Below are 12891 nucleotides of genomic sequence, written 5' to 3'. Positions count from 1 at the left end.
ATCGAGATCGCCCTGGCCAAGGGCAAGAAGCTGCATGACAAGCGCGAGGCCACGGCCCAGCGCGACTGGCAGCGCGACAAGGCCCGGCTGATGAAGGAACGGGGCTGACGGCTCAGGCCTGCGGCGTCGCCACGTCCATCACCGGCTGGGCGTCCAGCACGCCCGGCGTCGAGGCCGTCATATAGGCGTCGATCCCGCCCGGTCCGACCGAGGGCTGGCTGTACTGCTGGATCATCAGCCCCATCGCCGCCAGCAGGGCCGCCATCAGCAGGGCCCACATCGCCGTCTTCCGTTCCTGGGGCGTGAAGACCCCGTTCGACCTACGCATCACAGCCTCCAAAGCTGTTCGATCAACGCAAGCTGGGCGGTACTGTTCCTGGGAGCCAAGGCTACACCCGGAGGCCGGTGATTCGCGTGGCGCGGGAGCCACACTCGCCGCGTCGGCGAGGGGCGTCCGGTCAGGTTTCGATGATCTCGCGGGCGCGGCGGAACACGGCCTCGAACATGGCGGGGGTCAACCGGCCGGTGTTCGTGTTTAGGCGCGAGCAGTGATAGCTGTTCAGGATCACATAGCCGCCCAGGGCCGCCTCTACGCCATGGCCTGGCGGCGCGGCCGTCCCCCTGAGGCCGAGCGCCTTGAGCACATTGCGCCGCGAGACGTCGCCCAGGGTGACGATGACCTTGAGCCGGGGCAGGGCGGCGAGGCGGGCGGTCAGGAAGGGGCGACAGGTCGATTCCTCGGCGGGCAGGGGCTTGTTGCCGGGCGGGGCGCAGCGCACCGCGTTGGTGATCATGCAGTCGACCAGCCGAACGGTGTCGTCCGGCCGCGCCTCGTAGACGCCGGTGGCGAAGCCGGTCCGGATCAGGGTTTCATAGAGAATCCAGCCGGCGCCGTCGCCGGTGAAGGGCCGGCCCGTGCGGTTGGCGCCGGTCCGGCCGGGAGCGAGTCCGGCGACCAGCAGACGCGCGTCGGGATCGCCGAACGAGGGGGCGGGACCGTTGAACCAGTCGGGGTTCTGGCCCTGGTTCTCGCGCCGGTACTCGACCAGGCGCGGGCACAGCGGACAGTCGCGGGGCGGCTCCGGGTTCAGGCTCATTCGCGGTGATCCGTCTCGAACACCCGGCTGGTCGGCTGCGGCGCCGCGGCGCGCGGCCGGCCGATGTCCGGCAGCAGGTCGTTCAGCTCCACGAAGGCGTCGGCCTGGCGGCGCAGTTCGTCGGCGATCTGGGGCGGCTGGCTCTTCGTCGTCGAGACCACGGTGACCCGCACGCCCTTCGCCTGCACGGCCTGGACCAGCCGGCGGAAATCCCCGTCGCCGGAAAACAGGATCGCGTGGTCGATGTGCGGGGCGAACTCCAGCATGTCGACGGCGATCTCTATGTCCATGTTGCCCTTGGTGCGGGTGTGGCCCTGGGCGTCGGTGAAGCGTTTGACCGGCTTGGTCACCACGGTGAAGCCGTTGTAGTCCAGCCAGTCGACCAGCGGCTTGATCGGCGAGAACTCTTCGCCCTCGATCACCGCCGTGTAATAGTAGGCGCGAACCAGAACGGCCTGGTTGCGATACATCTCGACCAGCTTCTTGAAGTCGAGATCGGCGTTCAGCGCCTTGGCCGCGGAATACAGATTGGCCCCGTCGATGAACAGGGCGATGCGATCGGTCGGATAAGGCGTCATGGAAAAGGACTCCGGCGAAATGGACGTCCCCGCCTCCGTCGAAATAGACGACGCGGTCGATCTGGACCTGGCTGTCATCGTCGCGCTGGGCTGCAATGACAAGGGGGCGTGGGCCGACTGTCGCGAGGCGCTCGAGGCCGCCCTGGCCCGCTTCCGGTCGGAAGGGATCGATGTGCTGGCGCGGTCGTCGTGGTGGCGCTCGGCCGCCTGGCCGGACCCCGCCGATCCGCCGTTCCTCAACGGCGTGGTCATCGTTCGCACCGAACACGAGCCTCACGACCTGATGGCCGCGCTGGGCCGGATCGAGGAGGCGTTCGGACGCCAGCGCGGCGCGGCCAACGCGCCGAGGACGCTGGATCTGGACCTGATCGCCTATGGGCGGCTGGCGGACCAACTGGGCGCGCTGATCGTTCCGCATCCCCGCGCGGCGGAGCGCCGGTTCGTCATGGGACCTCTGGCCGAGATCGCTCCGAACTGGCGGCACCCGGCCGGAGGGACGGCCAGGACCCTCGCCGCAGCGGCGATGGTGGGAAGGGACGCCGCGCCCCAGCGCTGACGCCTCATTCTCGCCCATGCGGCGTTGCACAATTGGGCCTGACCCTATAGTTTGTGCGGTTCTCCCCCCGCGCCCGAGGATATTCATGGCTCGCGTCACTGTCGAAGACTGCATCGAGAAGGTGCCGAACCGGTTCNGGCCAGCCCGTGCGCCAGGCCCTGTTCACCCCCCGCGCCCGAGGATATTCATGGCTCGCGTCACTGTCGAAGACTGCATCGAGAAGGTGCCGAACCGGTTCGGCCTGGTTCTGCTCGCGGGCAACCGCGCCCGCGCCATCGCCAACGGCGCGCCGCTGACGATCGATCGCGACAACGACAAGAACCCGGTCGTGGCCCTGCGCGAACTGGCTGACGACATGGTCAAGCCGGACGAACTGCGCGAGACCGTCATCGTTGCGCTGCAACGTGTCGACGAGCGCACCGAAGCCGAGGACGAGGCCGAGATCGTGGGCCTGCTGGCTGAACCCCAGCACATGAACATGGCCGAGGCCGAGCTGATCCGTGCGCTGCAAAGCGACCGCGACGGTGGCCAGGAGGAGCGGTACTGNGAGGACGAGGCCGAGATCGTGGGCCTGCTGGCTGAACCCCAGCACATGAACATGGCCGAGGCCGAGCTGATCCGTGCGCTGCAAAGCGACCGCGACGGCGGCCAGGAGGAGCGGTACTGACGGCGGAACCCGCCAACGGTATCACCATACTGCCGGCGCGGCAGCCCGCGCCGACGCCCGAACCCGCCAATCTGAACGACCCGGGTGGTCCGCGTCCTCACGTGGATCCGGACGACCATCCGCGTTCCACGGTCCTGCGTCAGTTCGAACTGGTCGAGGCCGTGCGCGCCTACGATCCGACGGCGGACGAGGCGCTGCTGAACCGCGCCTATGTCTATGCGATGAAGATGCACGGCTCGCAGCTGCGGGCCTCGGGCGATCCCTATTTCGCCCATCCCATCCAGGTCGCCGGCATCCTGACCGACTACCGGCTCGACACCGCCACCATCGTCACGGCCCTGCTGCACGACGTGGTCGAGGACACCTCGGCGACCCGCGACGACATCGCCGGCATGTTCGGCGAGGAGGTCGCTTCTCTGGTCGAGGGGGTGACCAAGCTGTCACGGCTGGAGCTTCAGGCCGAGCACACGCGCCAGGCCGAGAACCTGCGCAAATTCATCCTCGCCATCTCCAAGGATGTCCGCGTCCTGCTGGTCAAGCTGGCGGACCGTCTGCACAACATGCGGACGCTGAAGCACGTCAAGCCCGAGAAGCGCGAGCGCATCAGCCGCGAAACGCTTGAAGTCTACGCCCCGCTTGGCCGCTCGATCGGCATCCACTCGATCGCCTCCGAGCTGGAAGAGCTGGCCTTCGAACATCTGAATCCGACCGCCCGGACCGCCATCGAACGCCGGCTGGAAGCGCTGAAGCTGGAGCACGGCCGCGCCATCGACGGCGTGTCGCGCGAGGTCGAACGCGTGCTGTCCGAAGCGGGGGTGAAGGCCACGGTCTTCGGCCGGCAGAAGACGCCCTATTCGATCTGGCGCAAGCTGCAGCGCAAGTCGGTCGGCTTTTCGTCCCTGTCGGACATCTACGGCTTCCGCGTCCTCGTCGAGGCCGAGGACGACTGCTACCGCGCGCTGGGCGTCATCCACCGCGCCTGGCCCGTGGTGCCGGAACGGTTCAAGGATTTCATCTCGACCCCGAAGTCCAACAATTACCGCTCCTTGCACACGACAGTTGTCGGTCCGTCTGGCCTGCGCATCGAGATGCAGATCCGCACCGAGGCCATGGACCGCGTCGCCGAGGACGGGGTGGCGGCGCACTGGGCCTACAAGAACAAGTCCTATGGCTTCGACAAGGAGGCCATGGAGAAGGACGGCGGGCGCGATCCGCTGCAGAACCTGCGCCACCTCGTCCAGGTCATCGAGCACGGCGAGGGCGGCGAGGACTGGGTCGAGCACGCCAAGCTGGAGATGTACCTCGACCAGGTCTTCGTCTTCACGCCCAAGGGGTCGCTGATCACCCTGCCGCGCGGCGGCATGCCCCTGGACTTCGCCTACGCGGTCCACACCGAGGTCGGCGACACGGCCGTCGGCGCCAAGATCAACGGCGAACTCAAGCCGATGCGCACCCAGCTCCAGAACGGCGACGTGATCGAGATCGTTCGCGGCTCGAAGCGGGAAATCCCGGTCGACTGGCGCTCCCTGACGGTCACGGGCCGGGCGCGCTCCGCCATCCGTCGCCACATCCGCACCTCCGAGCGGGGCGAGTTCCAGAAGCTGGGACGGGCCACGCTGGACCAGACACTGTCCCGCGCCGGCAAGACTCTCGCCGAGGTGTCGCTGAAGGCGATGCTGGAAACCCTGTCGTTCGCCTCGGAAGAAGACCTGTTCGAGGCCATCGGCCGCGGCCGACTGTCGGCGGCCAAGGTCGGCGAAACCCTGTTCCCGGCGCTCAAGGGCCGGCTCAAGGCCGGTCCCGACCGCAAACGCATCGGCGACGAGCAGGCGCGCCTGTTCGTCCGCGGCGGCGGCCTGACCCCCGGCGTCAGCGTCCATTTCGGCCATTGCTGCTCCCCCGTGCCCGGCGACCGCATCGTCGGCATCCTCGAGCCCGAGGCCGGCCTGACCGTCCACACCATCGACTGCCAGCGTCTGGCCGACTTCTCCGACGACGATTCCGTCTGGCAGGATCTGCAATGGACGCCCCAGGCGGAGCAGGGGGCCGTCGCCTCCGCCCGCATCCGCGCCACCATCAAGAACGCGCCGGGCGTCCTCGGCCAGGTCGCCACCATCATCGGCGAGGCCGGCGGCAACATCCTCAACCTGGTCATGAGCCACCGGCAGCAGGACTTCTTCGACGTCGACATCGACATGGAGGTCGAGGACGCGAAGCACGCCACCGCCATCATGGCCGCCCTGCGCACCAATCCGTCGGTCGACACGGTCGAACGGGCGCGGGGCTAGGGCCTTGCGGCGACGGTGGCGCTCGTTATGACAGCCGCCATGACCTCAGATGACGTTCTCGACGAATTCCGCGGCGCCGGCGCCCTGCGCGAAGGCCATTTCGTGCTGTCCTCGGGGCTGCACAGCCCGGTGTTCCTGCAGAAGAACCTGGTGTTCATGGACGCGGCGCGGTGCGCGCGGCTGTGCAAGGCGCTGGCGGAGAAGATCACGGCGGCCGTCGGGCCCGTCGACGTGGCCATCTCGCCCGCCGTCGGCGGCATTATTCCCGGCTATGAGACCGCGCGCTGGCTCGGCGTGCCCTCGATGTACGTTGAGCGCGAGGGCGGCGTTTTCAAACTGCGCCGCGGCTTCCACGTCGAGCCGGGCCAGAAGGTCGTCATGGTCGAGGACATCGTCACCACGGGCCTGAGCTCGCGCGAATGCATCGCGGCCATCCAGGCGGCGGGCGGAGAGGTGGTGGCGGCGGCCTGTATCGTCGACCGGTCGGGCGGACGGGCCGACGTCGGCGTGCCCTTGGTGGCCCTGGCGACGCTGGACGTGCCCGCATACCCCGCCGACGACCTGCCGCCGGAACTGGCGGCCCTGCCGGTCGAGGACCCCGGCAGCCGCCGGCTGGCGAGCCGGGGCTAGGCGGATGACCGGACGCGTTCGCCTCGGCGTCAACATCGACCATGTGGCCACCGTGCGGAACGCCCGCGGCGGAGTCCATCCCGATCCGGTGCGGGCGGCGCGCGAGGCCCTGGCCGCCGGCGCCGACGGCATCACCGCCCACCTGCGAGAGGATCGACGCCACATCACCGACACCGACATCGCGGCCCTCAGCGACCTGTGCGCCGAGGCCGGACGGCCGCTGAACCTCGAGATGGCCGTCACCGATGAGATGCTGGCCATCGCCCTGCGGCACAGGCCCCACGCCGCCTGCCTCGTGCCAGAGCGGCGCGAGGAGGTGACGACCGAGGGCGGCCTGGCCGTCGCCGGCCACGAAGCCCGCATCCAGCCGGTCGTGAAGGCCCTGGCCGACGCCGGCATCCGGGTGTCGCTGTTCATCGAGCCCAGCCTCGAACACGTCGCGGCCTCCCACGCCGTGGGCGCCCGGGTGGTGGAGCTGCATACCGGCCGCTACTGCCATCTGTCCGGCGACGACCGGGCGGTGGAGTTTGAACGGCTTCAGGCCGCGGCGACGCGGGCGTTCGATCTGGGCCTGGAGGTCCACGCCGGCCATGGTCTGGACTACGTCACCGCCGCCCATATGCTGGCCATTTCCGAGGTCCGCGAGCTGAACATCGGCCATTTCCTTATCGGCGAGGCGGTGTTCGTGGGTCTCACGCCCGCCATCCACCGCATGCGCGCGGCCATGGACGCCGTCGCGTGATCATCGGCGTCGGCGCTGACCTGTGCGACATCCGCCGCATCCAGTCATCGCTCGACCGTTTCGGCGACCGGTTCAAACAGCGCTGTTTCACGGAGCTGGAGCAGGCCCGGTCGGATCGCAAGCCCGACGCCGCGTGGAGCTACGCCAAGCGGTTCGCGGCCAAGGAGGCCTGCGCCAAGGCCCTGGGCACGGGCATGCGGGTCGATGTATACTGGCGCGACATGGGGGTGGTGAACCAGCGTTCGGGACAGCCGACCCTGGCCCTTACCGGACACGCCCTGGAGCACCTGCAAAGGTTGACACCGCCCGGTCACGAACCGCGGATACATCTGACGCTCAGCGACGAGCATCCGTACGCGCTCGCCTTCGTGGTGATCGAAGCCTTGCCGATGTCTTGATCACGTTATACCGATTTCGCCGCAAAGACCGCGGAACAGCGGCTGGGGACCGAACCGAGATGAGCGACGAGCACAAGCCGCACGACGACCACGGCCATGCGGGTCACGACGACCATGCCCCGGCCGCGCCCGACGCGCACGGGCATGACGCCGTGGCCGCGCATCCCGTGGCGGACGACCAGGCGGCCGAGGAGCATCCGGCGGCGGATCACGGCCCCGACGACCATGGCCACGACGAGTCGGCCGCCCACCCCGTCCATGACGCCCACGGTCACGATGACCCGGCGCACGGCCACGACGACCCTTCTGCCGCGCACGCTGACGAACACGCGCATGACAGCCATGCCGCGCCCGTCGTCGCCGCTGCCGCCGGCGGCGCGGCTGTCGCCGCCGCGGCGGCTCCCAGGCCGGTATGGAGCGACGCCGGAGACGCGCCGTTCCAGGACGTCGACAGCACGCCGGTCTACGCCCGTGGCAAGGGCGCCGGGAAGAAGAAGTCCGGCGGCGGTTCCGGCAGCGAGAGCTTCGAGTTCATCAAGACGATCTTCTTCGCCCTGCTGATCGCCTTCGTCCTGCGCGTGGTCCTGTTCCAGCCCTTCACCATTCCGTCGGCCTCGATGGAGCCGAACCTTTACGAGGGCGACTACATCGTCGTGTCCAAATGGAGCTATGGCTATTCGAAACACTCGATCCCGTTCAGCCCGCCGATCTTCGACGGCCGCATCCTCGCCCGGTCGCCCGAGCGCGGCGACACCGTCGTGTTCAAACTGCCGCGCGACGACCGGACCGACTACATCAAGCGCCTGATCGGCCTGCCCGGCGACAGGATCCAGATGGTCGCCAACGTCCTGCACATCAACGGCCAGCCGGTCCGCGACGTCGTGGTCAGCGGCGCCGACGTGACCAATATGTACGGCATGCCCATCGTGCGCATGCGCGAGACCCTGCCGGGCGGCAAGACCATCACCATCCAGGACTTCGGCCCCGGCAACGATCTGGACGACACCCCGGTGTTCGAGGTTCCGGCCGGCCACTACTTCATGATGGGCGACAACCGCGACAACTCGATCGACAGCCGCGTCGAGCAGTCCCAGGGCGTCGGCCTGGTGCCGGAAGAGAACCTGATCGGCAAGGCCGAGATCATTCTGTTCTCGTGGTCGCCCGGCGCCTCGCTGTGGAACCCGGTCAGCTGGTTCTCGAAGATCCGCCCGAGCCGGTTCTTCACCGTCCTCGACTGATGGCGGCCAGATCCTCGGACCGACGGGCCGAGGCTGTCCGCGCGCTCACGCGCCGCCTGGGCCATGAGTTCAGGGACCCGGCGCTGCTGGACCTGGCCCTGACCCACGCCAGCGTGGGGGAGGGGGCCGAGCGCGACGCCCGGGGCCGACTGTTCGCCGACAACCAGCGGCTGGAGTTCCTCGGCGACCGGGTCCTCGGCCTGCTGGTCGCCGACCGGCTGATGCGCGACCATCCCGACGCCAACGAGGGCGAGATGTCCTCGCGCCTGCACGCCCTCGTCGACAAGGCGACCTGCGCCCGCGTGGCCGAGGCCGTGGGGGTGGGCGACGCCATGCGCCTGTCGCCCGGAGAGGCCAGACAGGGCGGCCGCCGCCGCGAGGGCATGCTGGGCGACGCCATGGAGGCCATCCTCGCCGCCGTCTGGTTCGACGGCGGCATCGACGCCGCCCGCGCGGTGTTCGACCGGACGTGGGCGGAGGAACTCTCCGCGCCGGCGCGCAAATCCCTGACCAACCCGAAATCGGCCCTGCAGGAGTGGGCCCTGGCCCACGCAAAGCCTTTGCCTGTCTACCGTATCGTCGACCGCAAGGGCTCGGATCACGCCCCGACCTTCACCGTCGAAGTCAGTGTGGCCGGACATCCGCCCTTGACCGCACAAGGCCGTTCGCGTCAGGACGCGGAGAAAGCGGCCGCCATCGGCCTGCTGCAGCGTGAAGGCGTGATTTGACCAACCCTGAAAACCAGAGTGCCGGCTTCGCCGCCATCATCGGCGCCCCGAACGCCGGGAAGTCCACGCTGGTCAATCGTCTGACGGGAACCAAGGTCTCGATCGTCACCCAGAAGGTCCAGACCACGCGCTTTCCCGTGCGCGGGATCGCCATCGAGGGCGACGCCCAGATCGTGCTGGTCGACACCAGGACGCGGAGAAAGCGGCCGCTGTCGGCCTGCTGCAGCGTGAAGGCGTGATTTGACCGATACAGAAAACCAGAGCGCAGGCTTCGCCGCCATCATCGGCGCGCCGAACGCCGGCAAGTCCACTCTGGTCAATCGTCTGACGGGCACCAAGGTCTCGATCGTCACCCAGAAGGTCCAGACCACGCGCTTTCCCGTGCGCGGSATCGCCATCGAGGGCGACGCCCAGATCGTGCTGGTCGACACCCCCGGCATCTTCACCCCGCGCCGCCGCCTGGACCGCGCCATGGTCGCCTCGGCCTGGGGCGGCGCCTCKGACGCMGACGTGGTCGTGCACCTGATCGACGCGGCCTCGCACATCGCCGCCGAAGGCAAGGAAGGCCAGGCCGCCGACCGCCGCTCGGCCGAGGACACCGAAACCATCATCGCCAATCTCAAGGCGACCGGCACCAAGGTGATCCTGGCCCTGAACAAGATCGACGGCATGCGCCGCGACACCCTGCTGGCCCTGTCCCAGCGACTGTTCGAAACCGGCGTCTATTCCGAGGTCTATATGATCTCTGCGCTCAGCGGCGACGGCGTCGACGACCTGAAACAGCGTCTGGCCCGCGCCATGCCCAAGGGGCCGTGGCTCTATCCGGAGGATCAGTCGGCCGACGTGCCGATGCGCGTCCTGGCGGCCGAGATCACCCGCGAGAAGGTCTATCTGCGCGTCCATGAGGAACTGCCCTATTCGGCGGCCGTCGAGACCACCGCCTTTGAGGACAAGGCCGACGGTTCGGCCCGGATCGAACAGACCATCTATGTCGAGCGCGAGAGCCAGCGGCCCATCGTCCTGGGCAAGGGCGGCCAGACGCTGAAATGGATCGGCCAGAAGTCGCGTGAGGAACTCACCGAGCTGCTGGACCGTCCCGTCCACCTGTTCCTGACGGTCAAGGTCGACCCGAAATGGCAGGATTCCCGCGCTCTTTATGCCCAGTTCGGGCTGGATTTCGACGTCTAGCGACCGTGTTCAACGTACCCAGACACGCCGGGGGCCATCCCCGGCTCATGATCGCAATTTTCGCGGTCCTGCTGATCACCATCGCGGCCCTGGCCGCCTGGGCCAGCGCCCGGCCCGCGTCCGTCGCAGCGGCGGCTGAACCGCTGCCTCCGCGACCGCCGGTCGAGGTGGTCGAAACCCTGCCGGCCCTGAAGGCCCAGCTCGACCGCTGGGGCGCATCCGGGCAGTTCACCGGCGGCGTCCTCGTCGCCCGCGGCGATCAGGTGCTGTTCCGTCAGGTTCACGGCATGGCCGACCGCCGCGCGGGCGAGCCGCTGCAGCTGAACTCGCGCTTCCGCCTGGCCTCGGTCAGCAAGCAGTTCACCGCCGCCGCCATCCTCAGGCTGCAGGACGAGGGCGTGCTGTCGACCCATGACCCGGTGTGCCGGTGGATCCAGCCCTGCCGCCCGGCCTGGGAGCCTGTCCGCCTCTACCACCTGCTTGGGCACAGTTCCGGCATTCCGGATCTGATGGCGCGGCCGGCCTGGGGCGTGCGCCGTGTGACGCCCGCCACCATGGCGGAATTGACCGCCGAATCCATGCAGTACGGCCTTCAGTTCCCGCCCGGTACGAAGATTCGCTACAACAACGCCGCCTACAATCTGCTGGGCGCCGTGGTCGAGAAGGCCAGCGGGCAGCCGCTGCACGATTATCTCCGCACCGCCTTCTTCAAGCCGCTGGGCATGACCGACACGGGGTATGACGACGGCGCCTCGGACGTGGTCATGGGTTACGCCAACCTCGGCGGCGGCGGTCCGTCCGAACAGCCCGACGCCAATGTCAGCATCATCGTCGGGGCAGGGGCCCTGTATTCGACCCTCGACGACCTGCTGGTCTGGCAGCGGGCCCTGCATGGCGGCCATCTGCTGAGCCCCCGCAGCTATGCGATGATGATCGCCGACCACGCGCCGGACTCGACGCCGGCGGAACGCGGGCGGCCGCGCCGCGACTGGGGCTTCGGCCTGTTCACCAACAGCCTCGGGCGCCGCGTCAGCCCCGACTTCCTCGACCGTCAGATCTATCACACCGGCAGCTGGTCGGGATTCCGCAACCTGGTGACGTACCAGCCCGACGCGGAGGTGACGGTGATCGTCCTGTCCAACAACTATCACCAGCGCGACGCTGTCTTCCTGCTGTCGCAGCAAGGCGTGGCCGAGGCCCTGGGGCGGCCGGTCCCGACCTCCATGGCGCGCTGACCGGTCAGAACCGCATCGTTCCCGTCTCGACGAACCGCTGGTGCCAGGCCAGCGCCTCGTCCAGCAGGGTCGGCGACTGCAGGCCGTACGAACCCTTGAGGGCGCGGTCGTAATAGTCCTGCAGCTGGTCGCGGTAGTCGGGGTGGGCGCAGTTGGGGATGATCACCCGGGCCCGCTGCTTGGGCGACAGGCCGCGCAGGTCGGCCAGGCCCTGTTCGGTGACCAGCACCTGGACGTCCTGGGTGATGTGGTCGACGTGGCTGGCGTGGGGCACGATCGCCGAAATCCGGCCGCCCTTCGCCGTCGACGGCGTCATGAACACCGAGATGAAGGCGTTGCGGGCGAAGTCGCCCGAGCCGCCGATGCCGTTCTGGATGCGCGAGCCCATGATGTGGGTCGAGTTGACGTTGCCGTAGATGTCGGCCTCGATCAGGCCGTTCATGGCGATGCACCCCAGCCGGCGGATCAGTTCGGGGTGGTTCGATATCTCCTGCGGCCGCAGGATGATCCGGTCGTGGAACTCGGTCATCCGCGCGTTCAGGTCCGCCGCCGCGTCGGGGCTCAGCGAGAAGGCGGTGGCCGAGGCGACGCGCAGTTTTCCGCTGTCCAGCAGGTCGAGCATGCCGTCCTGGATGACCTCGGTGAAGGCCGTCAGGTTTTCGAACGGGGCGTCCACCAGCCCGGTCAGGACCGCATTGGCGATATTGCCCACCCCCGACTGCAACGGCAGCAGCGAAGCGGGCAGGCGGCCGACCTTCACCTCATGGGTGAGGAATTCCAGCAGGTGGCCGGCGATCGCTCTTGCCGCGTCGTTCGGCGGATCGAACGGCGCGTTGCGGTCGGGCGAATGGGTCTCGACCACGGCCACGACCTTGGCCGGATCGCAGCGGAAGGTCGGCTGTCCGATCCGGTCGTCGGACCGTATCAGCGGGATCGGCACCCGGTCGGGCGGCAGGGCGGTGCCGTAGTAGATGTCGTGCATCCCCTCCAGCGCCTCGTTCTGCCAGGAGTTGACCTCGAGGATCACCTGATCGGCCCGGTCGAGCCAGGTCTTGTTGTTGCCGACCGAGGATGAGGGAATCAGCGAACCGTCCTCCCGGATGCCCGACACCTCGATCACCGCCGTCTCCAGCGGCCCGAGGAAGCCCTGCCAGGCCATCGGCGCCACCTGGCTCAGGTGCATGTCGAGATATTCCATCTCGCCCCTGTTGATCTTCTCCCGCGCGATCGGATCGGAATTGTAGGGCAGGCGGAATTCGATGCCGTCCGCCTTGGCCAGGGCGCCGTCGAGCTCCGGCCCGGTCGAGGCGCCGGTCCAGACCCTGAGCCGGAACGGGTTACCCCGGGCGTGCTCGGCCTCGATGCGGGCGGCCAGCGCCGGAGCGATGACCTTGGGATAGCCCGAGCCGGTGAAGCCGCTCATCCCCACCGTGCTGTTGGGCGGGATCAGGGCGGCGGCGTCCTCCGCGCTCATGATCTTCGACTGCAGGGCGGCGGAGCGGATGCGTGAGGGGGCCATGGATCCGATCTAGGCGCCCGGACCCGC

General features: G+C 68.6%; 13 protein-coding genes and 3 pseudogenes. 12 read left to right on the top strand and 4 right to left on the bottom strand.

The genetic code is table 11. The features are described 5' to 3' along the window. The coding region (locus ASD25_RS04725; protein WP_200943542.1) for an SsrA-binding protein at positions 1 to 108 on the top strand (108 nt) is incomplete at its 5' end. Between the two features lie 4 nt (positions 109 to 112). Here ASD25_RS04725 and ASD25_RS30170 read toward each other — a convergent pair. From ASD25_RS30170 to ASD25_RS04715, 3 genes are all read right to left on the bottom strand, one after another. Then, positions 113 to 328, bottom strand: coding sequence for a hypothetical protein (locus tag ASD25_RS30170; RefSeq protein ID WP_156376970.1), 216 nt, complete (start codon positions 326 to 328; stop codon positions 113 to 115). A gap of 130 nt (positions 329 to 458) precedes the next feature. Further along, on the bottom strand, positions 459 to 1097 hold the full coding sequence (locus ASD25_RS04720; RefSeq protein ID WP_055830447.1) for a uracil-DNA glycosylase: 639 nt from the start codon (positions 1095 to 1097) through the stop codon (positions 459 to 461). Beyond that, the gene (locus tag ASD25_RS04715) at positions 1094 to 1675 is read right to left on the bottom strand and encodes an NYN domain-containing protein (protein WP_055830449.1); all 582 of its coding nucleotides are present in this window, start codon (positions 1673 to 1675) and stop codon (positions 1094 to 1096) included. Before ASD25_RS04715 ends, ASD25_RS04720 begins: the two co-directional genes overlap by 4 nt. On the opposite strand from ASD25_RS04715, the gene folK reads away from it, so the two are divergent. The 11 genes and pseudogenes from folK to ASD25_RS04660 all read left to right on the top strand — a co-directional run bounded on the left by folK (position 1674) and on the right by ASD25_RS04660 (position 11345). After that, on the top strand, positions 1674 to 2231 hold the full coding sequence (gene folK, locus ASD25_RS04710; protein WP_082560109.1) for a 2-amino-4-hydroxy-6-hydroxymethyldihydropteridine diphosphokinase: 558 nt from the start codon (positions 1674 to 1676) through the stop codon (positions 2229 to 2231). The two genes, ASD25_RS04715 and folK, sit on opposite strands and share 2 nt — an antisense overlap. Before the next feature lie 187 nt (positions 2232 to 2418). Then, positions 2419 to 2777 (top strand): annotated as a pseudogene (rpoZ, locus tag ASD25_RS04705) (DNA-directed RNA polymerase subunit omega); the annotation flags it as partial. Positions 2778 to 2999: 222 nt separating this feature from the next. Next, complete coding sequence (locus tag ASD25_RS04700; RefSeq protein ID WP_055830453.1) at positions 3000 to 5186, top strand: bifunctional (p)ppGpp synthetase/guanosine-3',5'-bis(diphosphate) 3'-pyrophosphohydrolase; 2187 nt, start codon at positions 3000 to 3002, stop codon at positions 5184 to 5186. A 39-nt stretch (positions 5187 to 5225) separates the two neighbouring features. After that, complete coding sequence (pyrE, locus tag ASD25_RS04695) at positions 5226 to 5816, top strand: orotate phosphoribosyltransferase (RefSeq protein ID WP_055830455.1); 591 nt, start codon at positions 5226 to 5228, stop codon at positions 5814 to 5816. A 4-nt stretch (positions 5817 to 5820) separates the two neighbouring features. Beyond that, positions 5821 to 6558, top strand: a complete 738-nt coding sequence (locus ASD25_RS04690; protein WP_055830456.1) for a pyridoxine 5'-phosphate synthase — start codon at positions 5821 to 5823, stop codon at positions 6556 to 6558. After that, positions 6555 to 6956 (top strand): holo-ACP synthase, encoded by a 402-nt coding sequence (gene acpS, locus ASD25_RS04685; protein WP_055830459.1) that lies wholly within the window; start codon positions 6555 to 6557, stop codon positions 6954 to 6956. Before ASD25_RS04690 ends, acpS begins: the two co-directional genes overlap by 4 nt. Positions 6957 to 7462: 506 nt before the next feature. Further along, a pseudogene (gene lepB, locus ASD25_RS33050) lies at positions 7463 to 8194 on the top strand (signal peptidase I); the annotation flags it as partial. Further along, positions 8194 to 8922, top strand: coding sequence for a ribonuclease III (rnc, locus tag ASD25_RS04675; protein WP_055830461.1), 729 nt, complete (start codon positions 8194 to 8196; stop codon positions 8920 to 8922). The pseudogene lepB and the gene rnc, both read left to right, overlap by 1 nt. After that, positions 8919 to 9152 (top strand): annotated as a pseudogene (locus ASD25_RS04670) (GTPase); the annotation flags it as partial. The gene rnc and the pseudogene ASD25_RS04670, both read left to right, overlap by 4 nt. Before the next feature lie 10 nt (positions 9153 to 9162). After that, the gene (gene era, locus ASD25_RS04665; RefSeq protein ID WP_056615054.1) at positions 9163 to 10110 is read left to right on the top strand and encodes a GTPase Era; all 948 of its coding nucleotides are present in this window, start codon (positions 9163 to 9165) and stop codon (positions 10108 to 10110) included. Between the two features lie 47 nt (positions 10111 to 10157). Next, complete coding sequence (locus ASD25_RS04660) at positions 10158 to 11345, top strand: serine hydrolase (protein ID WP_235561753.1); 1188 nt, start codon at positions 10158 to 10160, stop codon at positions 11343 to 11345. Between the two features lie 4 nt (positions 11346 to 11349). On the opposite strand, the gene ASD25_RS04655 is transcribed toward ASD25_RS04660, so the two are convergent. Then, the gene (locus tag ASD25_RS04655) at positions 11350 to 12864 is read right to left on the bottom strand and encodes an acetyl-CoA hydrolase/transferase family protein (protein WP_055830467.1); all 1515 of its coding nucleotides are present in this window, start codon (positions 12862 to 12864) and stop codon (positions 11350 to 11352) included. Positions 12865 to 12891: the final 27 nt, after the last annotated feature.

Source organism: Brevundimonas sp. Root1423 (assembly GCF_001426805.1).
Note: the sequence above shows the minus strand (reverse complement) of the source record. Positions and strands in the feature narration are given on the sequence as shown.

Coding starts and splice junctions, on each gene's coding strand:
- ASD25_RS30170 (WP_156376970.1), bottom strand. CDS start 328: ATGCGTAGGTCGAACGGGGTCTTCACGCCCCAGGAACGGAAGACGGCG.
- ASD25_RS04720 (WP_055830447.1), bottom strand. CDS start 1,097: ATGAGCCTGAACCCGGAGCCGCCCCGCGACTGTCCGCTGTGCCCGCGC.
- folK (WP_082560109.1), top strand. CDS start 1,674: ATGGAAAAGGACTCCGGCGAAATGGACGTCCCCGCCTCCGTCGAAATA.
- ASD25_RS04715 (WP_055830449.1), bottom strand. CDS start 1,675: ATGACGCCTTATCCGACCGATCGCATCGCCCTGTTCATCGACGGGGCC.
- pyrE (WP_055830455.1), top strand. CDS start 5,226: ATGACCTCAGATGACGTTCTCGACGAATTCCGCGGCGCCGGCGCCCTG.
- ASD25_RS04690 (WP_055830456.1), top strand. CDS start 5,821: ATGACCGGACGCGTTCGCCTCGGCGTCAACATCGACCATGTGGCCACC.
- rnc (WP_055830461.1), top strand. CDS start 8,194: ATGGCGGCCAGATCCTCGGACCGACGGGCCGAGGCTGTCCGCGCGCTC.
- ASD25_RS04660 (WP_235561753.1), top strand. CDS start 10,158: ATGATCGCAATTTTCGCGGTCCTGCTGATCACCATCGCGGCCCTGGCC.
- ASD25_RS04655 (WP_055830467.1), bottom strand. CDS start 12,864: ATGGCCCCCTCACGCATCCGCTCCGCCGCCCTGCAGTCGAAGATCATG.